22 protein-coding genes are annotated in these 25,681 nt (G+C 34.0%); 14 read left to right on the plus strand and 8 right to left on the minus strand.

What is annotated here, in order from left to right:
* Window positions 1–43: 43 nt before the first annotated feature.
* The gene (ilvB, locus tag N4T77_RS12165; RefSeq protein WP_261672072.1) at window positions 44–1,714 is read left to right on the plus strand and encodes a biosynthetic-type acetolactate synthase large subunit; all 1,671 of its coding nucleotides are present in this window, start codon (window positions 44–46) and stop codon (window positions 1,712–1,714) included.
* Between the two features lie 101 nt (window positions 1,715–1,815).
* Here ilvB and N4T77_RS12170 read toward each other — a convergent pair whose 3' ends face one another.
* Both N4T77_RS12170 and N4T77_RS12175 read right to left on the minus strand, forming a co-directional pair.
* Window positions 1,816–3,336: a CsxC family protein gene (locus tag N4T77_RS12170; protein ID WP_261672073.1), complete on the minus strand. Its 1,521-nt coding sequence runs from the start codon at window positions 3,334–3,336 to the stop codon at window positions 1,816–1,818.
* A 201-nt stretch (window positions 3,337–3,537) separates the two neighbouring features.
* Entirely contained in the window at window positions 3,538–4,401 is an 864-nt protein-coding gene (locus N4T77_RS12175; RefSeq protein ID WP_261672074.1) for a CsxC family protein, read from the minus strand.
* A gap of 312 nt (window positions 4,402–4,713) precedes the next feature.
* Between N4T77_RS12175 and dapB the strand changes: the two genes are divergently transcribed.
* Both dapB and N4T77_RS12185 read left to right on the plus strand, forming a co-directional pair.
* On the plus strand, window positions 4,714–5,511 hold the full coding sequence (dapB, locus tag N4T77_RS12180) for a 4-hydroxy-tetrahydrodipicolinate reductase (protein ID WP_261672075.1): 798 nt from the start codon (window positions 4,714–4,716) through the stop codon (window positions 5,509–5,511).
* 16 nt (window positions 5,512–5,527) lie between these two features.
* Window positions 5,528–5,950: a hypothetical protein gene (locus N4T77_RS12185; RefSeq protein WP_261672076.1), complete on the plus strand. Its 423-nt coding sequence runs from the start codon at window positions 5,528–5,530 to the stop codon at window positions 5,948–5,950.
* Between the two features lie 156 nt (window positions 5,951–6,106).
* Here the strand turns inward: N4T77_RS12185 and N4T77_RS12190 are convergent, their stop codons facing one another.
* From N4T77_RS12190 to N4T77_RS12205, 4 genes are all read right to left on the minus strand, one after another.
* Window positions 6,107–6,901 (minus strand): ABC transporter ATP-binding protein, encoded by a 795-nt coding sequence (locus N4T77_RS12190; protein WP_261672077.1) that lies wholly within the window; start codon window positions 6,899–6,901, stop codon window positions 6,107–6,109.
* On the minus strand, window positions 6,864–7,778 hold the full coding sequence (locus N4T77_RS12195; protein WP_261672078.1) for an ABC transporter permease: 915 nt from the start codon (window positions 7,776–7,778) through the stop codon (window positions 6,864–6,866). Before N4T77_RS12195 ends, N4T77_RS12190 begins: the two co-directional genes overlap by 38 nt.
* Window positions 7,778–8,788, minus strand: a complete 1,011-nt coding sequence (locus tag N4T77_RS12200; protein WP_261672079.1) for an ABC transporter substrate-binding protein — start codon at window positions 8,786–8,788, stop codon at window positions 7,778–7,780. The genes N4T77_RS12195 and N4T77_RS12200 overlap by 1 nt, the downstream gene beginning before the upstream one ends.
* Before the next feature lie 311 nt (window positions 8,789–9,099).
* On the minus strand, window positions 9,100–9,519 hold the full coding sequence (locus N4T77_RS12205; protein ID WP_261672080.1) for a HutP family protein: 420 nt from the start codon (window positions 9,517–9,519) through the stop codon (window positions 9,100–9,102).
* Window positions 9,520–9,715: 196 nt separating this feature from the next.
* Between N4T77_RS12205 and N4T77_RS12210 the strand changes: the two genes are divergently transcribed.
* The 8 genes from N4T77_RS12210 (at window position 9,716) to mnmA (ending at window position 19,506) form a co-directional block, all read left to right on the plus strand.
* Entirely contained in the window at window positions 9,716–10,339 is a 624-nt protein-coding gene (locus tag N4T77_RS12210) for an MtnX-like HAD-IB family phosphatase (protein WP_261672081.1), read from the plus strand.
* 329 nt (window positions 10,340–10,668) lie between these two features.
* Window positions 10,669–11,892 (plus strand): DUF3798 domain-containing protein, encoded by a 1,224-nt coding sequence (locus tag N4T77_RS12215; protein WP_346432501.1) that lies wholly within the window; start codon window positions 10,669–10,671, stop codon window positions 11,890–11,892.
* 81 nt (window positions 11,893–11,973) lie between these two features.
* The gene (locus tag N4T77_RS12220; protein WP_261672082.1) at window positions 11,974–13,596 is read left to right on the plus strand and encodes a sugar ABC transporter ATP-binding protein; all 1,623 of its coding nucleotides are present in this window, start codon (window positions 11,974–11,976) and stop codon (window positions 13,594–13,596) included.
* Window positions 13,593–14,627, plus strand: coding sequence for an ABC transporter permease subunit (locus N4T77_RS12225; protein ID WP_261672083.1), 1,035 nt, complete (start codon window positions 13,593–13,595; stop codon window positions 14,625–14,627). The genes N4T77_RS12220 and N4T77_RS12225 overlap by 4 nt, the downstream gene beginning before the upstream one ends.
* Window positions 14,628–14,631: 4 nt before the next feature.
* Window positions 14,632–15,741 (plus strand): ABC transporter permease subunit, encoded by a 1,110-nt coding sequence (locus N4T77_RS12230; protein ID WP_261672084.1) that lies wholly within the window; start codon window positions 14,632–14,634, stop codon window positions 15,739–15,741.
* A gap of 207 nt (window positions 15,742–15,948) precedes the next feature.
* Complete coding sequence (locus N4T77_RS12235; protein WP_261672085.1) at window positions 15,949–17,160, plus strand: MFS transporter; 1,212 nt, start codon at window positions 15,949–15,951, stop codon at window positions 17,158–17,160.
* Between the two features lie 100 nt (window positions 17,161–17,260).
* Window positions 17,261–18,391, plus strand: a complete 1,131-nt coding sequence (gene nifS / locus N4T77_RS12240; protein WP_261672086.1) for a cysteine desulfurase NifS — start codon at window positions 17,261–17,263, stop codon at window positions 18,389–18,391.
* Window positions 18,392–18,429: 38 nt separating this feature from the next.
* The gene (gene mnmA, locus N4T77_RS12245) at window positions 18,430–19,506 is read left to right on the plus strand and encodes a tRNA 2-thiouridine(34) synthase MnmA (protein ID WP_261672087.1); all 1,077 of its coding nucleotides are present in this window, start codon (window positions 18,430–18,432) and stop codon (window positions 19,504–19,506) included.
* Between the two features lie 116 nt (window positions 19,507–19,622).
* On the opposite strand, the gene N4T77_RS12250 is transcribed toward mnmA, so the two are convergent.
* Window positions 19,623–20,834 carry an MFS transporter gene (locus N4T77_RS12250; protein WP_261672088.1) on the minus strand — a complete coding sequence of 404 codons (1,212 nt, stop codon included), beginning with the start codon at window positions 20,832–20,834 and terminating at the stop codon, window positions 19,623–19,625.
* A 540-nt stretch (window positions 20,835–21,374) separates the two neighbouring features.
* On the opposite strand from N4T77_RS12250, the gene N4T77_RS12255 reads away from it, so the two are divergent.
* The 3 genes from N4T77_RS12255 (at window position 21,375) to N4T77_RS12265 (ending at window position 24,415) form a co-directional block, all read left to right on the plus strand.
* Window positions 21,375–22,523, plus strand: coding sequence for a double-cubane-cluster-containing anaerobic reductase (locus tag N4T77_RS12255; protein WP_261672089.1), 1,149 nt, complete (start codon window positions 21,375–21,377; stop codon window positions 22,521–22,523).
* Window positions 22,524–22,641: 118 nt separating this feature from the next.
* A complete protein-coding gene (locus N4T77_RS12260; protein ID WP_261672090.1) occupies window positions 22,642–23,334 on the plus strand; it encodes a corrinoid protein in 693 nt (230 codons plus the stop codon).
* Window positions 23,335–23,338: 4 nt separating this feature from the next.
* The gene (locus N4T77_RS12265) at window positions 23,339–24,415 is read left to right on the plus strand and encodes a uroporphyrinogen decarboxylase family protein (protein WP_261672091.1); all 1,077 of its coding nucleotides are present in this window, start codon (window positions 23,339–23,341) and stop codon (window positions 24,413–24,415) included.
* Window positions 24,416–24,575: 160 nt separating this feature from the next.
* On the opposite strand, the gene N4T77_RS12270 is transcribed toward N4T77_RS12265, so the two are convergent.
* Window positions 24,576–25,466, minus strand: a complete 891-nt coding sequence (locus N4T77_RS12270; RefSeq protein ID WP_261672092.1) for a cation diffusion facilitator family transporter — start codon at window positions 25,464–25,466, stop codon at window positions 24,576–24,578.
* Between the last annotated feature and the right edge of the window lie 215 nt (window positions 25,467–25,681).

Genomic DNA, 25,681 nt, shown 5'->3' on the forward strand with positions numbered 1-25,681 from the left:
GAATATTAGTGTAGTATTTATATAATATATAGGGGGTATCATTATGAAATTAAGAGGTGCACAAGTATTATTACAATGTCTAAAAGAACAGGGGATAGATACAATATTTGGGTATCCAGGTGGTGCAGTGTTGCCTATTTATGATGCCCTATATGGTATGAAGGAAATAACTCATATATTAACTGCTCATGAACAGGGAGCTACTCACGCGGCAGACGGATATGCTAGGTCTACAGGAAAAGTAGGAGTTGTCATAGCAACATCTGGTCCCGGTGCAACAAATACTGTTACAGGAATTGCAACAGCTTGCAGGGACTCGGTGCCGTTAATAGTAATTACAGGGCAGGTTTCACAGAAACTATTAAAAAAAGACTCTTTTCAAGAAGTAGATTTTGTGTCAATAACAAAATCTATTACTAAGAAGAATTATATAGTAACAGATCCCATATCTCTTGCAGCTGTAGTAAGAGAAGCTTTTATGATTGCAAAATCAGGAAGGCCAGGTCCAGTAGTAATTGACATACCAAAGGATGTTCAGGAAGCTTTTATTGACTATGAAGCTGGACAAGGTGACAAAACTCTCTTAAGTGAAGGTAAAAAGTATGTTACTTTCGATGAAGTTAGTCTAGGTAGAGCAATAGATATAATAAATGATAGTAGGAAGCCTGTAATTTATGCTGGTGGTGGAGTTGTGATTTCAGAAAGCCATAAAGAGTTGAGGGAATTTGCAGAGAAGATAAATTCTCCTGTCACATGCTCCTTAATGGGTATAGGAGCCTTCCCTGGTAATCATGAAAGCTATATGGGTATGGTAGGAATGCACGGAACTCGTTGTTCAAATTATGCAGTAAATAACTGTGACCTTTTAATTGCAGTAGGTGCTAGGTTTAGTGATCGCGTAATTAGCAAAGTAGAGGCCTTTGCACCAAATGCAAGGTTAATTCATATTGATATAGACCCTAGAGAATTTGGAAAAAATATAGATACTGCTGTGTCGTTAGCGGGAGATGCAAAAAAAATTCTATCACTTCTAATAGAAAGAGTAGAAAAAAAGAATAATGACTTATGGACTGAACAAATTCAGAATTGGAAAGGTTATAAAACATCAGAAAGGAAAGATATATATTCCTTAAGACCTGAAAATATAATAGAAAAGCTTCAAGAGTTAGCAGGTAACAATTGTATTATTACTACTGAGGTTGGTCAAAATCAAATATGGACAGCCCAATATTTTAAATTTTTAAAGCCAAGAACTTTTATAACATCTGGAGGACTTGGAACTATGGGCTTTGGCCTTGGAGCTGCCATAGGAGCCTCCATTGGTAATCCCGATAAAAAGGTAATCAACATAGCTGGAGATGGAAGTTTTAAGATGAATTCTACAGAATTAGCAACAGTAGCAAGGTATAGAATACCTATTATACAACTAGTTCTTAATAATCATGTATTAGGTATGGTACACCAGTGGCAGGACTTGTTTTATCAAGGTAGATTTTCTCATACAAAGCTAGGTGAAGATGTTGATTTTATTAAATTAGGGGCAGCCTATGGAATAAAAACAATGAAAATAACTGAGGATAAACAAATAGATACAATTCTAAGAGAAGCTTTATCACTAAAGGAGCCGGTTATTATAGAATGTATTATTAGCAGTGATAATAAGGTATTCCCTATAGTACCTCCAGGAGCTGCTATTACTGAGTGTATAGGTTAAAAATTAATAAGAATATAGAAATTAAGAAATTATCTCAAGTCTATGTGTTTCAAAAAATGCAAAAAGTAGATAAGGTCAGCGGAGATGCTGACCTTATTATTTTAGTGTAATGGAGAAGAGGTAATACAAAGTTGTTGGTTTTGGAGCAGTTTAACAGTTATATTTAATACTACCTTTTCAGTTATACTTCTAAAAATTTTTTCAATAGGTGAGTTGTAGCATAAATCCTTTGGATTTTCTAAAATATCAGATTCAATAATTTCCGCATCCACTAACTCGCAAAAGACTTCTTCGTTAAAAACTTCTCTAAATATAAAGCTTTGCTGACATAAATCTCTACCAGCAATTTTTTCTGCACAAGGGTCACAAATATTCATAGTGCTGTCTAGTATTTCTACTTCACTTTGAGGGGCTGTAGTGTTAATAACTGGATGAGTTATAAATCTAACTTTAGTTACACATTTAAAAGGCACCTTAACAGTAGTGTGTTTTATCTTACCACTTAATGCATCTTTGTCTATACAGTCTTTAGTAGCATATTCAATGTTTTTTCTAATAAACCCACTTATAAACACTACTCCATAACAAGGATCTCCATTACCGGAATTAGGGATAAGCTTGCATTGAGTTACATAAACGTTCTTTTTAATACGTTTTATTTCAATAGCTTCTTCTTCAAGCTTAAGAGAAGATACTATTGATACAGTTATTCTTGGTTGTGCTAATACTACTGGAGTTTTTATTATTACGGGACCCTGGGTAAATGTAGGGCAAGTGGAAGTACTTGGACAAAGAGACATGCTTTCTGAATCTACATCTGCTTCACAGCATTCTAAGGTAACTTGGCACTGATCATATTCACTGGAGCTTTCCCATTGTTCACAGCTATCAGTTTCATCACATTCAGTGCACTCGTTACAATCTTCAGATTCATCACATTCACTACATTCACTACAGTCATCGCATTCATCGCAATCATGGGATTCATCACATTCACCACATTCATCACATTTTTCCCATTCACCTGAATCTTCGGAATGACAGCAATAGCTTTCGGTAGTGCAGTTATCTGTAGTACTAGTGTCATTAGAAGAAGAACTGCAATTATTAGCACTGGTATGTGCAGAACTCTCATCTATAGGCTCATTGCATTTACAGGAATCTTCAGTAGTGGTACTAGCATCAGTAGAGCTAGATGATGAATTTTCCTCATCACAGTCATTGTCTGTAGTTTTTTTTTCTACTTGTTTGTCTTCATATTTTTTTATACATTCCTCTTCAATCATAGAAACTTCATAACTGGAGGAGCTTTCTTTTTCCTCTTCTTTGCTATGACCTTTAGATCTTCTTTCTTTTTTAGATCTGCCACCATCAGTGCTAGAGGAACTTTCTTTTCTATGTCTTCTGTGTTTTCTTCTTGAACGCTTCCTATCTGTAGTTTTATCTGTACGTTCTTTTTCGCTGGAACTGGCTTCACTGGAGTTGGTTTCACCGGTACTATGAGCATCTTCCTGTGAGGTCTTTTTCTCCAATAGTTTGTCTAATAGTTCTCTTACTCGCTTGTCTTTTAAAAGATCATTGCTTTCTTCCGATGTAGGTCTTCTATGGTCTTTTCTACTCATAATTCTATCCTCCTTCATTAACAGGCTGCCTGATATAGGTTTCTCTTCTAAAAATTTTAATGTTTTTATGTGTCTATAAGCATATACTCTAAAAACAGACCCAAAACCCAAGTTCGTAGGAGTTGGGTCTGTATTTTACTAGCTAGCTTTTGTTACTAAATAATTTTAAATACATAAGCCTTAATACTTATTAAAGGTAGATTAAAGCGCTGTAACTCTTACCTGCTGCTTTTGTAGTATTTTAATTCTTAGAGTTAGAAGCATTTTTTCCTGAATTTTTTGGAAAGTTTGTTCTGTAGGATCACAACAAATTGTTGGATTTAAGTGAATGTCACATTCATTAAAGGTAGCACTTACTAATTCACAGAAAACTGGTTCGTTAAAGACTTCAGTGCTGGTAAAGCATTGTTGACAGGAATCCTGTCCTAATGTTGCTTCCTGACAAGGATCGCAGGTGTTAAATCTCTCTGAGTACTGTCCAATTTCTGTAGGTGGAGTATTTGGAATAAATATTGGTGGTCTTAAGCCTGTTAATGGGAAAGGAGGTGTTGCAGTAAAAGTGACAGAAGTTGTGCATTTGTAAGGTATTTTAACAGTAGTATGTCTTATTTTTCCGCTGGTTACGCTCTTACTAGAACATTCCTTAGTAGCGTATTCTATATTTTTTCTAACAAATCCTTCTATAAATAGTGTTCCAGTAATTGTATTAGTTCCAGGAATTCTGGTAAGCGTAGGAAGAAGGTGACATTGAGTTACATATGCATTCTTTTTAATACGTTTAATTTCATAGGCTTTTTCTTCAAGTTTAATAGTAGCCATAACAGGAATATCTACACTTATAAAAGCAAGTTCTACAGGTATTTTTCCTACAAAAGCCCCAGCAGGAATAACTGCAGGTGGTAGAGTGGAAGTTGGACATTGGCATTCTGTTTCAGCTTTTATAACCTTTGCATCACAGCATTGGTCATGGCAGTCGCAGTTATCGGAAAAAGATGAAGTAGTGCAGCTAGTTTCAGTGCACTTATTATTATCTTCATTTGATGTATAACATTTATCTCTAGACATATAGGTAACCTCCTTTTAATCTAAGGTGAATATGAAAGGTAGTTTTCGTTATTTCATATTCTAGTTTATAATATGCTGTTTCATGAAATATGCCACATAAGATAAAAGGTTTTTAAGGAAAATTATATATTTCATAATTGCATTTTAATTTTTGTTAAAACTTCAAGCGATGTGAACGGACATTTATACAATTTGTTATTGTAATGATAAAACTGTGATATAATTTCTATATGGCAATAATTTAAATTAGATATATGTTATGTGCTGTTTTAATATTCCTATTGGTAAAAGTTTAAAAATGAGGTGATATAAATGAAGATTGTAGTAATGGGACCTAAGGGAAAGATGGGAAGGCTAATTACTAAATTAGCATCAGATATGGAGAATATCACCATTGTTGGTGCTGTAGCTCCCAGGGGAAGGGATTACATAGGAAAAGATGTAGGTTTTACAGCAGGTATAGGCAAGGAAGTAGGTTCACCGGTGGTAGACTCACTAGAAAGTATAATAGAAAATTGTGATGTAATAATAGACTATACTACTCCTAAGTGCTCAATGGAAACTATAGAAACTGCATTAAAGCATAAGAAAGCTGTTGTATGTGGAACCACTGGGTTTACAGAGGAGCAACTTAATAGAATAAAAGATATTTCCAAGTCTATTCCTATAGTTTTCGCTGCAAATACCTCTATGGTAGTAAATGTCATGTATAAGCTTCTAAAGACTGCAGCGGAAACCTTAGGACATATGTCAGACATAGAGATAATAGAAATGCATGATAGAAATAAGAAAGATGCCCCAAGTGGAACTTCAAAGGAGATGGGAGAGGTAATAGCAGAATCCTTAGGTAATAAGCTAAAGGACGTTGCTGTTTATGGCAGAGAAGGAGCTGGAGAGAGACAGGAAGGAACAATAGGTTATCATTCTGTGAGAGCAGGGGATATTTCAAGCAGTCATACTGTCATCTTTGGATTAATGGGAGAAAGATTGGAGATTACCCATCATGCACATAATTGGGAGTGTTTTGCAAATGGAGCTTGCAAGGCTGCCCTATTTCTAAAAGGAAAGGAACCAGGATTTTACACTGTAAAAGATGTTTTAGGATTATAGAAGGGGAAAAAGAAACATGAATGGAAAAATTAAAGTTCAGGTATACGGAATTGGAGAAGAAAGATTATCCAGTGGTTGTGGATGCCACGGGAAAAAAAAGGACTGTTCTAGTACATGTAAAAATAAAAAAAGCTCCTGCCATGGATGTGGTAGTAATTCAGAGGTGGAACATTCATGTTGCAAAGGCAGAAAGAGCAAAACTATATCAGAGGCTTATAAGGAATTAGAACAGTTTATTAATGAAAGTGATGTTAAAAATAGTACTCAATTAGAATTCATAGAATTAAACAAAGATAACTTAATTGAAGAAAAGATAAAAGAGATAATTAAAGACGGTTTTGAACCTCCAATTACTGTGGTTGATGGTATAATAAGATATTATGGAGGAATATCTAACATTTTTATTTATAAAGATATAAAAGAACTTTTAGAAGATTAAAGAATCTTAGGATTTTATTTATGAAAGTCTACGAGCAGAATTTAATGCAGCCTCTATCAAAAAAATAGAAAGAAAAAAATCCCTATGTTTAAAATTCGGAGGTAAACATAGGGACTTTTTCGACCTTAAAAAGAGAAAAAAGTATTATATAAATTTTTAAGAAAGAGCTAATCTGTCACTTATAAAGTCTTTTGAGTTTCCTTTAGCAAATAAGTCTAGCAGCTTTTCTATTGTTAGGCTTTTCTTTTCTGCTCCTCTAATATCTAAGATAAGTTCACCTTGATGAAGCATTAGTAATCTATTACCTATATTTATTGCGTGGTTTAGATTATGAGTAACCATCAATGTTGTTATATTTTTTTTACATACAGTTTTAGTTGTTAACTCTACAATATTTTCAGAAGTTTTTGGATCTAAGGCTGCAGTATGTTCGTCAAGTAGAAGCAGTTTAGGATTGGATATTGTAGCTAAAAGCAAGGAAAGTGCTTGCCTTTGCCCTCCTGATAACAACCCTACTTTGGTATTTAAATTATTTTCGAGACCTAAAGAAAGCTCAGAAATATTTTCTTTAAAAAAGTCTAGATTTTTTCTATCGATTCCAGATGAAAAACCAAACTGTTTGCCCTTATTATAAGCCATTGATAAATTTTCTAATATAGTCATAGATGGAGAAGTTCCTAAAGAGGGATTCTGAAAAACTCTACCTATAAATTTAGTTCTTTTAAATTCAGGAAGTTTAGATAGTTCCCTTTTATCTAAAGTTATAGAGCCACTCTCCAAGGGCTCAGAACCAGATATTAGATTTAAAAGTGTAGATTTTCCAGCACCATTGCTACCTATTATTGTTACAAAATCCCCTTCATCTATATTAATAGAAAAGTTCTTAAAAGCAATTTTTTCATTTACAGTATTCTTATTGAAAACTTTTTGCAGATTTTTTATTTGTAACAATTACCGCACCTCCTCTAGTAAAGCTCTCTCTACCCTTAAAATTCAGGTGGAGTTTTTTGCTGTTGAGGGATAATGCAGCAATAACAATTATACAGGTTATAAGCTTTAAGTCTGTAGGAGGGAAGCCTAAATTTAGGGCAACACCTACACTGCCTTTATAAATTATCGAACCTACAATAGCAGCAGTAGTTCCTGCAATTATTGAAGTTCTTTGAAAAATACATTCTCCTAAGATTACAGAAGCAAGACCCATAACTATTATTCCAGTACCCATGCCAGCATCTGAAAATCTTTGATACTGGGCCATTATAGAACCTGATAGGGCTACTATTGCATTTGAAATCATTAGCCCTATAATTTTTATTCTTCCTATATCTACTCCAAGGGAGGTCACCATCTGAGGATTATCCCCTGTAGCCTTTAGAACAAAACCTAACTTTGTTTTTAGAAAGATATCTAAAGCTAATTTTGTTAATATAAGAATTACTACAGATATAATTATCGGTGAAAGGCCAAAGGAGAAAATTGTTTTCTCAGAGAACAAGGGTATATTAGCCTTTTCCATTATTCTTAAATTTATAGAATACAAGCCTATCATAACTAGAATTCCAGAAAGTAGGTTTGTAATTTTCAATTTCACATGAAGTATACCTGTTACTCCTCCAGCAACTAAACCAGCGGTAAAAGCTAAAACTAATGTAAAAAGGGGGTTCATCCCTTTTACTAAAGCTGAGGCTGTTACTGCAGCTCCTAAGGCAAAGGTGCCGTCCACTGATAAGTCCGGGAAGTCTAATATTTTATAGGTTATATAAACACCTATAGCCATTATTCCAAATATAAAGCCTTGCTCAAGAACGTTTATAATAAAGCCATTCACTATTTACCACCACCTACAACTAATTCTGCCCTAGACTTCAGGTTATTAGGTATAGTGATATTTAGCTTATTGGCAGTATCTTCGTTAATAACTAACTTTGTTTCCTTCAGAGTCTGAACAGATATATCTTGAGGTTTTTTTCCGCTTAACACATCTGCTGCTATAATTCCTGTTTGAAAACCAAGTTTATAGTAATCAATACCCTCTGTAGCTAAAGCACCAGCATCAACATGAGCCTTTTCGCCACCAATAATTGGTATTTTGTTTTCTATGCATTTTGAGCTTATTAAAGCCATGGAAGATGCTATTAAGTTATCTGTTGGTGTATATAAAACATCAATTTTTGGAAGCAAAGAAGTAAGTGCTTGGGATATGTCATTAGAGCTAGTAACTCCTACAGTTACTAGCTGTAGGCCAGTTTTTGATGCCTGATCCTTTGCTTTGCTTACTTGAATTTCAGAATTTGCTTCACTAGTATTATATAGTATACCTACCTTTTTACAGTTAGGAATTAATTCTTTAATTAATGAAAATTGTTTATCCATAGGTAAAGCATCGCTAGTTCCAGTAACGTTTGTACCAGGTTTATCTAAGGATTTTACCAATCCTGACTTTACAGGGTCTGTTACAGCAGTAATTAAAATAGGTATATCCTTAGTGCTGTTATAAGCTGCTTGAGCAGCTGGAGTTGCAATTGCCAATATTAAATCCTTTTTACCTGAAACAAAATTATTTGCTATAGTTTGAGTTGTTGGGATATCTCCCTGGGCATTCTGGTATTCAACCTTAATTTTTTCACCATCTTTAAAACCTTTAGAACTTAAGCCCTCAAGAAAACCCTTACGAGTTGCATCTAAAGCAGGGTGTTCTACCAGTTGACTAATACCAACCTCAATAACTCCTGTGGAACTATTTGTACTACTAACAGTTTTAGAACTACATCCGTTTAAAATTGATGTACCTAAAAATAAAGTGCCAAATAGAACTGATAATAATTTTTTTTCTACCATACTACCATCCTCCTAAATATTAAGTTATAAAATAAAGGCACCTTTAAATATAAAGGCAGCCACATAAACTGAAATATATTCCTACCATACTACATAATTATAAATTTTAAAATTTTCTTAAAATTCTTATTGAAAATAATCATATATTATGTTCCAGATAAAGTCAACGTATTTACGATTTTTGGTAAAATTGTTTATTTTGAAGGTTAAATTTCTGATTTATAAAATAAAGACTTTATAATACTCAACTTAGAACTTCAATCTGCAACAAAAAATTAAACTTTTAAATTGTTATCTATTTAAATTATTATTTAGTAGATATCCGGAATTGAGCGATGGGCAAGACCTATTACCACTTCATTTAAGTGAAGCAATCCTATACTGAGGAATATACAAACACTTATATGTTCTCCTGACCTAGCTATTCCTATTTTGCCACCTACATTTAAGCCATTGGCTTTAGCCATGATTTGAGCGAGGGCTTCTTTGGTAGCACCGGCTACAGCACCATCATGAACGTGACAATCCTTAGTTAATCCACTTCTTTTTGAAGCAACAAGAGCCCTTTCTATGATTTTTGTAGTGGAGTATGTAAAATCACCACCTATGTCTACAGCAGTAGTAAGGATACCCTTTTCCTTAAAAGCAGCCATAAGTTTTTCCTCTGTACTCCTTGATGATATAGCCATTTTAACAGAAGCTTTAGCTATATCTGTACTTTTATGATCCATATATATTACCTCCTAAATTATCAGAAAACTAATTTCTAGCTTAGTTTAACTATAGCATAATATATAATTAGAGTAAATTATGAAGAATTTGTATTTATATGTAAATAACTGTAGACATGGATATTTTGCTCTTGTATAATTAAACATTGGGAAATGTATATATTAAGATATTGTGAATACTTTGGAGGGAGAAAGGTTGAAAAAGGCTTTTGTTGTTGATTTTGATGGAACTATAACTAAAGAAGATGTTGGTTTTTCTATAGTAAAGACACTGGCAGAGAAAGGATGGAAGGAAATAGGCCAGCTTTGGTTAGATAAGAAAATTGGTACGGCAGAATGTGGTCAGAAACAATGGAATTTAATAAAACATGATGATGAATATATAAGAAACTTTGCAAGGAACTTTCAAATAAGCTCAGGCTTTGAGGAATTTTTAGAGGCAGTGCATAAAGAGGGATATAAAGTAGTTGTAGCTTCAGATGGATATGATGTATATATAAATGAAATATTAGATAAAAAGGAATTTGAGGACTTGGATATTTATTGTAATAAGGCAGTTTACAATAATGGTTGGAAGTTGTCCTTCTTAAATAAAGATAGAGAATGTAATTTATGTGGAAACTGCAAGAAATCATTAGTGGAAGAATTAAAAAATGATGATTATGAAGTTTACTACATAGGAGATGGCTACTCTGATAGGTGCGCTTGCATACATGCCGATGCAGTATTTGCTAAATCTCTTTTAAAAGAATATTGTGAAGAACAAAAAATACCTCATTACAAATTTGACACTTTTTTTGATATACTAAAATACATTTAGAACTGCTTTGTAAAATAGACATTAGAAAATAAGAATGATAGATAGAGTTCGGTTTTGTACTCATTATCTCATTTTTAAAAAAGCACTACTAATACTATATATAACTATAGTATTAGTAGTGTTTTTTTATTATAGATCAGAAAATGTCTACAGTAAAAACCAGATAGGCTGTGAAATATAAAAGTAATCAGATAATTGTGGAATATAATATGAATTAATCAATATAAATATAATAGGAATTTGTATTTAGGGTTAATTGCCTACGATTAGTAATTGAAAAGTTAGCTTTTCAACCTAATATAAAAAGGAATTTTGAGGAGGGAAATGTTTTGAAAAAGGTACTAGCACTAGTTCTTACGGCAACAATGGCCTTAGGCTTGGCAGGGTGCGGAGGTTCAAATTCTACAAATAGTACAAGCTCTGATTCTAACAAATCCAAGTTTCACATCGGTATAGTTACGGGTACAGTGGCACAATCTGAGGATGAATTAAGAGGTGCTGAAGCATTTATTAAGGAGTACGGTGATGTGGACAAAGGAGGAATAGTAAAACATGTAACTTATCCTGACAACTTTATGCAGGAACAGGAAACAACTATAGCTCAGATTGCAGGACTTGCGGATGATCCGGATATGAAGGCTATTGTGGTTAATCAATCTGTTCCAGGTACAGTTGCAGCTTTTAAGAAAATCAGAGAAAGACGACCGGACATACTTTTACTTGCAGGAGAACCACAGGAAGACACTAACATGATAGAAGCGGCTTCGGATTTAGTAGTAAACGCAGATAACGTAAACCGTGGGTACTTAATGATTCTCGCAGCAAAGAAAATGGGAGCTAAAACTTTTGTTCATATTTCATTCCCAAGACATATGAGTATCGAACTTTTATCCTTAAGAAAAACAATAATGGAAGAAGCTTGTAAGGATTTAGGATTAAAGTTCGCTTTTGAAACAGCTCCAGACCCAATGAGTGACGTTGGAATTCCAGGTGCACAGCAGTTTATACTTGAAAAAATGCCATCATGGGTACAAAAATATGGAAAAGACACAGCTTTCTTCTGCACAAATGATGCACAAACAGAACCTCTTTTAAAGAAAGTTGCTGAATTAGGAGCAATATTTGTAGAGCCGGATCTTCCATCTCCAATAATGGGATACCCAGGAGCTTTCGGAATTGACCTTAAAGCTGAGGCAGGAAATTGGCCTGCAATACTTAAAAAGGTTGAAAAAACTGTAATTGATAAAGGCGGCAGTGGAAGAATGGGAACTTGGGCTTATTCCTATAACTATACTAGCACCGAGGCACTTGCTGAGTTTGCAAAAAGGGTAATTGAAGGAAAGGCACAAAAAGATTCCTTTAAAGATTTAATGGCTTGCTATGAAAAGTTTACTCCTGGAACAGCATGGAATGGTTCATATTATATAGATAGAGCTACCGGAACAGAAAAGAAGAATCACGTTATGTTGTACGAAGACACATATGTATTTGGAAAAGGCTATTTAGGCCAGACAAAGGAAGTAGTTCCTGATAAATATAAGAAGATAAAATAGTTGAAGGTATATTAGGAGCGGCCAATGAAAGGCCGTTTCCTAATATAAACAGATCACTTTGTATGATAAGAGGTGAAATAATTGTCAAATGAAAATATATTGTTAAAGGTTGAAGGTGTAGGTAAACAGTTTGAAGGTAACAGAGTACTAAAAGATATAAATTTCTCGCTGGAGAAAGGTAAAATACTAGCTTTAGTCGGTGAAAATGGAGCTGGGAAATCAACACTTATGAAAATACTTTTTGGTATGACTGTCATTGCAGAAACAGGAGGGTATGAAGGAGAAATATACTTAGATGGTGAAAAAATTAATTTTAAAAATCCTATTGAGGCTTTAAAGGCTGGGATTGGAATGGTGCACCAGGAGTTTTCACTTATACCTGGCTTTACAACAACAGAGAATATATTACTAAATATGGAAAAAACTAAATCTAATGTAATATCAAAAATATTTGGAAAAAGATTAGAAACCATTGATATAAAAGAAATGAGAAAGAGTGCTAAAAAAGCCATTGAAACATTAGGTGTCCAACTTGATCCAGATACTCTGGTTTCAGAAATGCCAGTAGGACATAAGCAGTTTATTGAAATTGCCAGAGAAATTGATAGAGAAAAGGTTAAATTGCTAATATTGGACGAGCCTACAGCTGTTTTAACGGAATCAGAGGCAGAAATACTTCTAAAGTCTATGAGAAGGCTTGCTGATCTTGGTGTTTCAATTATATTTATTTCACATAGATTGCAAGAAATAACAGCAGTATGTGACACCCTTGTAGTACTAAGGGATGGCATAGTTGTAGTTGAAAGACCTGTTGAAGGAGTAAATGTAAGGCAGATTGCAGAATGGATGGTAGGAAGAGATGTTGACAATAGAAAAGATGAAGAGGTAAAAATTATAGATTCAACGGATAACAACAAGGATGTCATTCTAGAAGTAAAAAATCTTTGGGTTGATATGCCAGGAGAAACAGTAAAAAATGTATCTTTCGCCGTTAAAAGGGGAGAGATTTTTGGAATAGGTGGCTTAGCAGGACAAGGGAAACTGGGGATACCTAACGGAATAATGGGTTTGTTTCCTGCTGGTGGACAGGTTACTTTCAATAGTAAAGCATTACCGCTAAATTTAACCTTCAATGCATTAAAAAGTGGCCTAGCCTTTGTGTCGGAGGATCGTAGAGGAGTAGGACTTTTGCTTGATGAACCTATTGATTGGAACATTGCTTTTAATGCGATGCAGATTCAGGAGAAGTTTCTTAAGAGATTACTAGGAGGGCTAATTAAATGGCGAGATGAAAAAGCGATGAAGGAATGTGCCCAAAAGTATATCCAGTCTCTAGAAATAAAATGTACAAGCGAGAAACAATATACTAGGCAGCTTTCAGGAGGGAATCAGCAGAAGGTATGTCTTGCAAAAGCCTTTGCACTTGAACCAAGTCTTCTATTTGTATCTGAGCCTACCAGAGGTATAGATGTTGGTGCTAAAAAGCTAGTTCTTGACGCATTAAGAGGATATAATGCTGAAAATAATACTACAATTATAATGGTTTCATCTGAATTAGAAGAGCTAAAGTCTATATGCAATAGAATTGCTATCATAAGTGAGGGGAAGGTAGCAGGCATTCTGCCTCCTAATGCTGAAGCAGCAGAGTTTGGACTACTTATGTCTGGTGGATATCATTTAATGGAGGAAGGTGAAAGGCAGTGAATAAGGCTAGAGATTTTATAAAGAATTTTGGATGGCCTCGTATTATTATAGGATTATTTTTAGTATCCCTATTTATTGCAGCACCGTTTTTTGGTGTCCGAGAAGATATGTCATTAAATGATGTTATAGTCCGTTTTGGGATGAATGCAGTTCTTGTTCTAGCTATGGTACCGATGATACAATCTGGCTGTGGTTTAAATTTTGGGAGTCCAGTTGGATTGGTTGCTGGACTTTTAGGAGCTGTAATGAGCCTAGAATTTAACCTTACAGGCATTACCGGAATATTAGTAGCCTTTGGAATTGCAATAATTGTAGCTGTAATATTAGGGTACGGATATGGTAAGCTTTTAAATAAAGTAAAAGGTGACGAAATGATTATTGCTACATATGTAGGGTATTCCTTTGTATTTTTTATGAATATGTTATGGATAGCACTTCCTTTTAAGAATCCTGCAAGTGTTCAAGGGTTTAAGGGAGAGGGACTTCGTGTAACAATAAGTGTCGAGAATTATTGGTTTCATCAGATTAGCGACTTTTTAAAAATAAAAATAACAAATGATTTTATTGTTCCAACAGGAATGATATTATTCTTTATTTTCATGAGTATATTGGTATGGGGATTCTTTAAAACTAAAATAGGAACTGCAATAACAGCAGTTGGTTCTAATCCTGAATTCGCAAGGGCTTCAGGAATAGATGTAGATAAGATGAGAACGGTGTCTGTTGTCCTTTCAACGGTACTTTCAGCTATAGGAATGATAGTCTATCAGCAGAGCTTCGGTTTTATCCAAATGTACAATGCTCCGCTAGCTTTTGCATTTCCATCAGTAGCAGCTATACTTCTTGGCGGAGCTTCTGTAAATAAAGCTACTATTACAAATGTGGTTATTGGAACTATCCTGTTCCAAGGTATAGTTACAATGACACCTTCAGTTATAAATAGCGCAATCAGCATAGACGTTTCTGAAATCATAAGAATTATTGTATCAAACGGGATGATAGTATATGCCCTTACTAGGAAAGGGAGGTAGGAATATGAAGGTTGATAATCGATGGATGAAAAAGTTTTTAACGGGCAGTGCCGTACCAATTCTATTTTTACTAATCAGTGCAGTAGCAATACCTATTTCTCAGTTTTCTGGACTATACCTAGTTAGAGAGATTACAACTAGACTTGCAAGAAACTCCTTACTTGTGTTATCTCTTTTATTACCGGTAATGGCAGGTATGGGTATTAACTTTGGAATGGTTTTAGGTGCAATGGCTGGACAGATAGGCTTAATATTCATAACTGACTGGGGAATTAAAGGGGTAGCGGGGCTTTTCTTGGCAATGGTAGTAGGCACTCCTATTGCAATACTCTTGGGATACTTTGGAGGTGCTGTTTTAAATAGAGCAAAGGGCCGTGAAATGATTACTTCAATGATGTTAGGCTTTTTTATAGCAGGAATATATCAATTTTTCCTTTTATATTTGTGTGGATCTATAATACCTGTGAAAAGTCCTACTCTGCTTCTCTCAAGAGGCTATGGTATTAGAAATGCCATAAACTTAGATGTAGCAGGTGGATTCGATAAATTACTGATGGTTAATATAGGAGGAGTACCTTTACCTATAGGAACCTTCTTAATAATTGCTTTCATATGTGTATTTACAGTATGGTTCAGAAAGACTAAGCTTGGACAGGAAATGAGGGCTGTAGGTCAGGAAATGACGGTATCGGAAACTGCAGGAATAAAGGTAGAAAAAACTCGTATACAATCAATTATAATTTCTACTGTTCTTGCTTGTTATGGACAGGTAATATATCTACAAAACATTGGGACGTTAAATACTTATAATGGAGCAGATCAAGCAGCATTATTTGCCGCTGCAGCACTTCTAGTAGGGGGAGCTACAGTAAGTAAAGCGTCTATACCAAATGCTATTATTGGTACAGGGTTGTTTCACTTAATGTTTGTAGTTATGCCTATGGCTGGTAAAAATTTGACAGGTCAAGCTATGATAGGGGAATACTTCAGAATGTTTGTATCTTATGGAGTTGTTACCTTAGCATTGGTACTTCATGCATGGAAGAGACAAAAGGATAAAGAAATGGATAGAGCTTACCTGAGAGCAGGAAATAGCGGAAATGCAGCAAAGTAGTCTTAATTATGTAGATTTTGTAGGGAATAAATATTGAAAGCCTGATTCTAATATCTGGTTTCTCATTACTGATGAGGCCAGGTATTTTTATATTTTGTAGAATAGGAAAAGGTTGACACCAAAAGATGAAATTATGTGGTAAGATTTTGTAAACTACTTTATAATTGTTATTATCCCAGTAATCGATTAGTAAGGAGTAAAGAAGTTATGTTGAAAATATTTAGTGTTTATAAAGGATTGCCACGGAGTGTATACATACTGTTTTTGGTACAGGTAGTGAATAGATTTGGTGATTTTGTACTGCCATTTATGACGCTGCTGCTGATAAAAAAGCTAGGTATATCTTTTCAAACTGCTGGTATGGTTATTATGATTGGATCTATGCTTGGAATACCTGGAGCTATAGTAGGTGGAAAATTAGCTGACCAAATAGGTAGAAAAAAGACTTATATCATTACTCAGACAACAGTAGCTTTAGCACTAATACCCTGTGCCTTTGTGAAAAATTCTTATGTTATCGTTACTTTTCTTTTAGTTTCAACTTTCTTTAATGAAGCAGTTAGACCCTCTTTAAGTGCAATAATTGCAGATCTGCTGCCAGCAGATAGGAGACAGGCTGGCTATTCTCTTCAGTATTTAGGTATAAATTTAGGAGCATCTATTGGTCCTATGGTGGCTGGATTCCTATTCAATAACTATCTTCCTATGCTATTTATAGGTGATGCGTTAACTTCTTTTCTTGCAGTAGCCCTAGTTGCTATTTTTATAAGTGAGAGTAAGCCATCTAATATGGTAGAAGCAGCAGCTTCCAAGGAAAAGGCTGAGGAAGGTAGTGTTTTTCAAGTTCTTTTTAGACGTAAACAGATTTTAATATTCCTTATAATTTATATTCTATATAGTATGGTCTATACACAGCATAGATTTTCTCTGCCTTTAATGTTGGATGAGGTATTTACAGGGACTGGAGCAGAAAAATTTGGATTACTTATGAGTATAAATGCCTTTACAGTTATATCTCTAACGGTAATCATTACAAGTTTCACGAGAAAACTTCAGCCTTTATGTAACATAATAATGGCAGGAATACTTTATGCTATTGGATTTGGTATGATTGGAATAGTGAATTCTCTACCTCTTTTTATAGTATCAACAATTTTTTGGACCATTGGAGAAATATTAACTGCCACAAATTTTGGAGTATACTTAGCAAATAACAGTCCGGTAAATTATAGAGCAAGATTTAATGCTGTAGGGAGTTTGAGCTGGGCCTCTGGAGCTGCTCTTGGCACCTCTCTTATAGGGAAATATATAGATATGGCAGGAATATCTGCCGTTTGGCCACTAACTTTTATGCTGGCGTCTATTGCTGCCTTTTTTATGATACTATTACACATACATAGTACAAAAAATAAAGCTTAAATCTGTTGACAAAAAATCCTTGAAAAAATAGAATAGTAATGTCGTAGTAAATTACTCTGAATTAATTGAAAGTTTATATAGAATTTGAGGAGAGATAAGAATGGAAAGAGAAGTTTATATGGATTATGCTGCTACAACTTATATAAAGCCAGAAGTTATAAAAGAGATGAATCCATATCTTACGGAGTATTTTGGAAATCCGTCATCGATTTACCATATTTCAAGAAAAACCAAGGGAGCAATAGATGCTGCTAGACAGAGAATCGCAACTGCAATAAAGGCTAGAAGAGATGAAATATTCTTTACCTCTGGAGGGTCAGAAGCAGATAACTGGGCAATTAAAGGAGTGGCCTTTGCGAATAAGGACAGAGGAAATCATATAATAACTACAAAAATTGAGCACCATGCAGTGCTTCATACCTGTGAATATTTAGAGGAGTTAGGTTTTGAAATAACCTATTTACCAGTTGATGAGTTTGGATTTGTAAAAATTGAAGACTTAAAAAAGGCTATAACAGATAAAACAATATTAGTATCTATAATGTTTGCTAATAATGAAATAGGTACTATTCAATCTATAATGGAAATTGGAGAACTTTGCAGAGAAAAGAGAGTAATTTTTCACACTGATGCAGTTCAGGCAGTAGGAAATGTTCCTATTGATGTTACTGCTATGAATATAGACTTACTTTCTATGGCTTCCCATAAATTTTATGGTCCTAAAGGAATGGGTGCCCTTTATATAAAAAAGGGGATTAAAATACACAATTTAATTCATGGAGGAGCGCAGGAAAGAGCCAGAAGAGCCGGTACAGAAAACATAGCTGGTATTGTAGGTATGGGAAAAGCCGTGGAGCTAGCTACGGAAAATATGGAAAATGAGTCTAAAAGATTAACAATTTTAAGAGATAAGTTAATACAAGGACTATTAAAAATCCCAGGCACTAGATTAAATGGTCCTTCAGGAGAAAAAAGACTACCAGGCAATGTAAATATAAGCTTTGAAGGAGCTGCAGGAGATATATTGCTTATGAGACTAGACAGCATGGGAATATGTGCTTCTAGCGGAAGTGCTTGTTCTGCTGGTGCCTTAGAGCCTTCTCATGTCTTGATTGCTTTAGGTTTACCTGAGGAGAGAGCAAAAAACTCCTTAAGACTTACTATAGGATCTGGAACTACAGAGGAAGAAATAGACTATGTTTTAAAAGTTATTACTGAGATGGCAATGTAAAAATGTAAAGGGGAGTGCCCCAGGGAAAGGTGATAAAGTTGAAGAAAAAAGTTGTTGTAGGTATGAGTGGCGGAGTGGATAGTTCTGTTGCTGCCTATCTTTTAAAGGAACAAGGTTATGATGTTATAGGTGTAACTATGCAGGTATGGCAGGAAGATGAAGAGTATGAGGCAAATGAAGGTGGATGCTGCTCCTTAAGTGCTGTGGAAGATGCAAGAATGGTAGCCTATAAACTAGATATTCCTTTTTATGTTATGAATTTTAAGGATATATTCAAGAAAAATGTTATAGATTATTTTATTGATGAGTACATGGAAGGAAGAACTCCTAACCCTTGTGTAGCTTGTAATAAATATATTAAATTTGATGCTTTACTAAAAAAAGCTATGGATTTAGGAGCAGATTATGTAGCTACTGGCCATTATGCCACTATAGAAAAAGATGGTGACAGATACTTGCTTAGAAAATCTGAAGATGATAGGAAGGATCAGACCTATGCTTTATATAATTTAACCCAGCATCAGTTAGCACATACTTTAATGCCTTGTGGCGAATATAAAAAGGATAGGATAAGAGAAATTGCCAAGGAAATAGGGCTTATTGTTCACAATAAAAAGGATAGTGAAGAAATTTGCTTTATTCCAGATAATGATCATGGTTCATATATAAAAAAGCAGGCACCAAATAAGGTAAGAGAAGGTTACTTTGTAGATAAGCACGGGAATCTTTTAGGAAAACATAAAGGTATAGTTTATTACACTATAGGTCAAAGAAAAGGTTTAGGAATAGCACTTGGGAAACCAGTTTTTGTAACAGATATTAACCCACTAACTAATACCGTTGTCCTTGGAAGTGAAGAAGATATATTTAAGACAAAGCTAGTTGCTAAGGATATAAATTTTATTCCCTTTGACAGCTTGGAAAGCACTATGGAAGTAGAAGCCAAGATTAGATATTCAGCTAAGCCTGCAAAGGCATGGATAAGCCCTATTGGAGAAGGAAAGATAAAGGTTGTATTTGAAGATAAGCAGCGTGCTATAACAAAGGGACAGTCTGTAGTTTTTTATAACAAAGACTTACTTATAGGCGGCGGAATTATAGACGAAATACTTTAGAAAAATAGCCTCTAATGTTGACTGAAATTTAAATTCTTTTAAATTCATCAACATCAGAGGCTTTAGTTATGTCTTTAATTATACTAAAGGTGACTTTCCACCATATCACTTACTACTTAAATACTTCTAAATTTAGTAGTTAAAACATAAACATTTAGCACAGATAACAAACTAGCTATAATTGCCATAATTATGAATGAAAAATTCAGAGAAAAACAATCTCCTAGTTTGCCTATAAGTGGAAATAACAATATCATAAAAAAACTAAAAACCATACTTTGGAAAGACAAGATAGTAGCCCTGTTTTTACTAGGAATTAATTTATTTATATAATCACTTATAATTACATAAGCAATAGAATCTGCTATGCAAATTATTGCATAGAAAACTTGAGCTCCGCTAGTTATTACAATTCCCCAAATGGATAGAGCAATTATTATAGGCATAGAAATCATAATTCCCTTTTCCCTTAATAAATCTTTTAATTTATAAACTTTTGTAGCCATAAATCCGGCTAATAGGGAAGATATTGATAAGTAGATTCCTATTGTAAATTCAGAATTGCCCTGTGTCTTCCAAAAGTTTTGTAAGTAGTAAAACATACTGGTTGCAAGTATAGAGACTATATTGATAAGGATAATCAAGAAACCGACCTTTTGATTACCTTTAATTATATTTATACTATCAATAACTTGCCTTAATAATAACTTTGTTTTTTTAACAGTCTCATGTTTTACAACTCGTACAGACTTCGGAGTATTGGCAGGTTCTACAAAAGTAAAAGATTGAATAAAGGTTATTCCAGCTATTATAGCACTTACTAAAAAAGCTAGATAATAGTCTTTAGATCCTAAATATCCTCCTAATACTAAGGCTGCCACACTACCTATCTGCATAAACATTTCATTTTTACCATTAATTTTTAGGTACTCTTCTTCTCTACCTAATACTTTTAAAGAATCGTAAAGCAAGGCATCTCCTGCTCCTGATTCTAAGTTATAGGATATAGCTAAAATTGTAAAAGATAGGGCAAACATATAAAAGTCGTTGGAAAAGGTTAGTAATAGCATACTTATCATAGCTAGTAATCTTCCTAATATCCTACTAACCCTCCTTCCCCATAAATCAGCAATTACTCCTGTTGGCACCTCCATAGAAAAAGAAACTAGGTGGAAGATTCCTTCCAGGATTCCTAGCTTAGTCAAATCCATTCCTTTAGTAGCAAAGTATATCATCCATATACCCTGAGTTAAATCTAATCTACTTAAAAAAATAAAAATGTAATTTTTAATTATGTTAAATTCTAGTTTATTACTATTTATTTTCATGAAATTTTGCTCCTTTATCTTAATATATAAAGCATTTCTTACCCACCCAACCAAAAATGCGCACAAAAAAGCCTAAACAGAGATATACTTCTGCTTAGGCCTACACTAACATTTTGTTATGTTTTATTCTAAGTTTGAAGGATTATATCGTCAGTTAATTCACAACATATTCAATTTTGGACGCACTTTTCCCTTGGTACCCAAAATTGAATGTTATATTGCACACTACATTCAAATAATCTCGAATGTAGGAATCAACTGCTATACTCATAGCTCTCCTCCTTAAAATTCTTATTTTTGATTATAGCATAAAATAAGGAAACAAGCTAACTGAAATTTTGGTTTTCATATCGAAAGAAAATAATTAGATACATAATTTGTTTTCCTTATAGACGGCTAATGAACTATAAATAAGATAAATAAAGTCTTAAACAAATTTGTGATAGAATTTATTTAGTATAAGAAGGTGGAAAATAACAATTTTATTTATAAAAAGATTCCATCAATATAGTTAAAAATTAGATAAGGGATGTGCTATTAATGAATAATTTACCTGAAGTATTTGAAGATTTTAGTGAGGCAAGAAAACAAGGGTTTATAACTATTAAAAATCTAAAAGATGGAGGCAAAAAGGTTGTAGGTACTTTTTGTACTTTTACCCCTTGGGAAGTTATACATGCAGCAGGGGCAGTGCCGGTATCACTATGTGCTAAAAGTGATGAAACTATAGCAGATGCAGAAAAGCATCTCCCAAGAAATCTATGCCCGCTTATAAAGTCAAGTTATGGCTTTGCCATTACAGATAAGTGTCCATACTTTTACTTTTCAGATTTAATTGTGGGAGAGACAACCTGTGATGGAAAGAAAAAAATGTACGAGTATTTAGGAGAAATAAAAGAGGTACATGTTATGCAGTTGCCTCAGACTTATAAAGGGGAAGATGCTTACAGACTATGGAGAAATGAAATAATAAGATTGAAAGAAAAACTACAGAAAGAATTCGGCGTTGATGTAACAAAGGAAGAGCTATCACAATCTATAAAACTTCGTAATAGAGAAAGAATTGCATTAAAAGAGTTTTATGAATTAGGGAAGATGTGTCCTCCACCAATTACAGGATTAGAAATGCTGAAAGTGTTAAATGGTGCTTCTTTTAAATGGGATAAGGATGAGGAGATAAGAGAACTGAAGGATCTGATAAACAGGTCAAAAAGTGAATACCAGGAAGGGCAAAGAAAGGTTTCACCAGATGCCAAAAGAATATTAATCACAGGATGTCCAATGGGAGAAGCTACAGAGAAAATAATAAAAGCCATAGAGGAAAATGGAGGAGCAGTAGTTTGCTATGAAAACTGCACAGGAATTAAAGAAATAAGCAAACTGGTAGATGAAACTATAGACCCTATAGATGCTCTTACAGAAAAATATTTAAATATAGGCTGTTCTTGTATGAGTCCAAATGATAACAGAGTAAACCTTTTATCTGAGTTGATAGATGACTATAAGGTGGATGGAGTTATAGATGTAATCCTTCAAGCTTGCCATACTTATAGTGTAGAGGCCTTTAATATTAAAAGATTTGTAAATGATAAGAAGAAAACCGCTTATATGAGTATAGAAACAGATTATTCTCAAACAGATATAGGACAGATAAATACGAGAATAGCTGCCTTTATTGAAATGCTTTAGAAGAAGTATAAGTTTTATAGGAACATAGAGTAGAAGGGTATTTTAATACAAAATGATAAATTTTTCGTAAAGATAGTGTAAATAGTCTTATTAAATTAAATAGAAAGGGAGATAAATCATGATTGAATTAAAAGAAAAGCTTTTTAAAGAACTTTCAGATTCAGTAGTTGAAATGGAGGAAGAGAAAACTGTTGAAATCTCTAAAATGTGTATTGAAAACAAAATTAGTGCTTATGAGGCAATTGATAAGGGTTTAGGTGATGGAATGAATAGAGCTGGAAAGCTTTATGAAGAGGAGGAATATTATATCCCAGAACTTTTAATGTGTTCTGATGCTATGTATTCTGGAATCAATATTTTAAAACCTCATTTAGAGAAAAAAGATGGGGAAAACAAGCACAAGGTAGTAATTGGCGTTGTACAAGGGGATACTCATGATATAGGAAAAAACTTAGTGAAGATAATGATGGAAACAGAGGGATTTGAAGTAATAGATCTTGGAAGAGATGTACCTCCAAGGGATTTTGTAGATAAAGCAAAGGAAGTTAATGCAAGCATAATTGGTCTGTCTACTCTTATGACCACTACAATGGAAGGTATGGCAGAAGTTGTTAGAATATTGAAAGAAGAGAATTTAAAGGATAAAATAAAGGTTATGATAGGAGGAGGACCAATATCTCAAAGCTTCGCTGATAAGATAGGGGCAGATGCTTATACTGTTGATGCCTCAAAGGCAGCTAAATACGCAAAAATATTGGTAGGAGAAAATGATAATAATGAAGAAAATGCTAATTTAGCTCAGGAGGCGTAGAATAATGAAAGATCAAATGACTCCAATAGAAAGGGCGATTGCTTTAAGCAAAGGTCAAAATGTAGACAGGTTACCTTGTAATCCTAACATAGCTAATGGAGTAGCTCGTATTCACGGGTGTAAGATTTCAGAGTTTAATACCAATGGCAAAACTATTGCAGAAGCTCAAATATCTGCATATAAAAGATATGGAATGGATGGAGTTAGGGTCTTTACTGATTTATACGCTTGGGCGGAGGCTATGGGAGCAGAGCTGGTATTGTCAGAAGATAACACAGCAGATTTGCTTAAGCCTGCATTAAGCAGTATTAAAGATATAGATAAATTAAAAGTAGTGGATCCTTATAAGGATGGAAGATTGCCTGTATATATAGATGCTATGAAATTTTTAAAAGATAGGATAGGCCATGAAGTTGCTTGCTCTGCAGGTGTAGTGGGACCCTTTTCCAATGCTTTTTTTCTTATTGGAATAGAGGAGATGACAAAGCTATTTTTTAAAGATCCAGAGGCAGTACACAAACTTTGTGAAATTTCTCTTCAAAGCTGTATTGAATATGTTAAGGTAATTATAGACCTTGGGCTAGGAATAACTATCTCAGAACCGCTAGGGTCTTGTACTATAATAAGTCCTAAGCATTTCCGAATTTTTTGTCTACCCTATTTAAGGAGATTAGTAGAATTTATAAATTCAAAGGGTAAAACTGCAGTTCTTCACATATGCGGAAAAACAGAAAAGATATGGACAGATATAGGCGATATGGCTTCTGTAGGTGTTGCAGGTTTTAGTATGGACAACGTAGTTAGTCTTAAGGATTGTAAGAGGACAATAGGAAACAAGGTGAGGATTATAGGCAATGTAGATCCTTCAAATGTTATGTATGCTGGCACTTCTAAAGAAATAAGAAGAGCTGTAGCTAACTGTGTACTAGAAGGATATGATAGTCCCAAAGGCTATACACTAATGTCTGGCTGCAGCCTTCCGGTAGAAACACCACTGGAAAATATACAAGCTATGATGGATGCTGCAAGAGAAATAGGATATCCTGTAGACCCTGAAAAACTTCAAAAAATGCTTTTGTAAAATTAGTATAAACAATTACGAACATAGAAAAAGGGAAAAATAGTATAATAGTTTTAGGCTGGTTATAGTCTATGATCAAAGATTGATTGTAGATTATAATCAGCCTAAATTTTTTGGTTTTATTCTTTAGCTCTTAAGAGGGTAATAGTATAAAAGATTTTTATATATTCCTATAGGTAATTTTATTTGAGGAGGGAATCTTCTGAACTGGCTCTGGATGTATAAGGATATAAGAATTAGGAAAAATGGTTCTTATATCTTCCTCAATTTTAGAGCATAAATTGTGAGCTTCAACAAAGGAAAGCTCCTCATTAATTGATAAGTGAATATCAACTTCCTTCTTAGGACCGCAGTTTCTTGTTCTAAGTCTGTGGTATCCTCTGATTTCATCATGACTTTTTATGACCTTTACAATTTTTTTTATGTCTTCATCAGGAAGTTTGCTGTCAACCAAATCTTTTATGGACCTTTTAGTCAGATTTATAGAAGTTTTAACTATTAGTAAAGCTACAATTATAGCAGTTATAGGATCTATAATAGTTAAGTTTGTAACTTTCACAATTAAAAGTCCTAAAAAGACTCCAGCAGCTGTAATTACATCTGTTAGAAGATGCATTGCGTCAGCCTCTAAGGCTATAGAGTTTTCTCTTTTGGAAATTTTAAATAACGCTGCAGAAATTACTAGATTTACAACTGCTGAAATAAACATAACTATTAGCCCTGCAGCAAAAGTTTCTATAGTTGAACCGTAAATAATTTTTTTTATTGCTTCGAAAATGATAAAAGCTGCTGCTAGAAAGATTAACATTGCTTCAACAAAGCCAGAAAGGTTTTCGTATTTACCATGGCCAAAGGGATGTTCATCGTCTGCTGCCTTTGAAGCTTTTTTTATAGAAAAAAACGCTATAAAACTTGCCAGTAAATCCATAGAAGAATGTATAGCCTCAGAAATAACACTAATTGATCCTATTAGTAATCCTGCTGTTAGCTTAAGAATTATAAGAAAAGAGTTGGATACTATAGATAAAAAAGCAGCACTTTGTTTATTCATAAAGAGGGCCTCCTAAATATTAATACATCGCATTAATTTACTTTCTATTTATTATATGTTCAGTTGATAAAAGGGATACAGATAGATAGATGAGAAGCATTCATAATATCAGCAATTCTAACAGAATAGCAATAGAAAATCATTCTCAATTGACAATGTGCTGAAATTATAGTATAATTAATGTATAAAAAGCTTATAAAATTTGAAGAAAGTAA

The sequence above is a fragment of the Clostridium sp. CX1 genome (assembly GCF_025398335.1).
Classification (GTDB): Bacteria; Bacillota; Clostridia; order Clostridiales; family Clostridiaceae; genus Clostridium_AM; species Clostridium_AM tanneri.

Coding starts and splice junctions, on each gene's coding strand:
- N4T77_RS12205 (WP_261672080.1), bottom strand. CDS start 9,519: ATGGATCATAAAAGTACAGATATAGCTAAAGCTTCTGTTAAAATGGCT.
- N4T77_RS12200 (WP_261672079.1), bottom strand. CDS start 8,788: ATGGTAGAAAAAAAATTATTATCAGTTCTATTTGGCACTTTATTTTTA.
- ilvB (WP_261672072.1), top strand. CDS start 44: ATGAAATTAAGAGGTGCACAAGTATTATTACAATGTCTAAAAGAACAG.
- N4T77_RS12260 (WP_261672090.1), top strand. CDS start 22,642: ATGATTGAATTAAAAGAAAAGCTTTTTAAAGAACTTTCAGATTCAGTA.
- N4T77_RS12265 (WP_261672091.1), top strand. CDS start 23,339: ATGAAAGATCAAATGACTCCAATAGAAAGGGCGATTGCTTTAAGCAAA.
- N4T77_RS12270 (WP_261672092.1), bottom strand. CDS start 25,466: ATGAATAAACAAAGTGCTGCTTTTTTATCTATAGTATCCAACTCTTTT.
- N4T77_RS12170 (WP_261672073.1), bottom strand. CDS start 3,336: ATGAGTAGAAAAGACCATAGAAGACCTACATCGGAAGAAAGCAATGAT.
- N4T77_RS12250 (WP_261672088.1), bottom strand. CDS start 20,834: ATGAAAATAAATAGTAATAAACTAGAATTTAACATAATTAAAAATTAC.
- N4T77_RS12235 (WP_261672085.1), top strand. CDS start 15,949: ATGTTGAAAATATTTAGTGTTTATAAAGGATTGCCACGGAGTGTATAC.
- N4T77_RS12255 (WP_261672089.1), top strand. CDS start 21,375: ATGAATAATTTACCTGAAGTATTTGAAGATTTTAGTGAGGCAAGAAAA.
- dapB (WP_261672075.1), top strand. CDS start 4,714: ATGAAGATTGTAGTAATGGGACCTAAGGGAAAGATGGGAAGGCTAATT.
- N4T77_RS12175 (WP_261672074.1), bottom strand. CDS start 4,401: ATGTCTAGAGATAAATGTTATACATCAAATGAAGATAATAATAAGTGC.
- N4T77_RS12185 (WP_261672076.1), top strand. CDS start 5,528: ATGAATGGAAAAATTAAAGTTCAGGTATACGGAATTGGAGAAGAAAGA.
- N4T77_RS12230 (WP_261672084.1), top strand. CDS start 14,632: ATGAAGGTTGATAATCGATGGATGAAAAAGTTTTTAACGGGCAGTGCC.
- nifS (WP_261672086.1), top strand. CDS start 17,261: ATGGAAAGAGAAGTTTATATGGATTATGCTGCTACAACTTATATAAAG.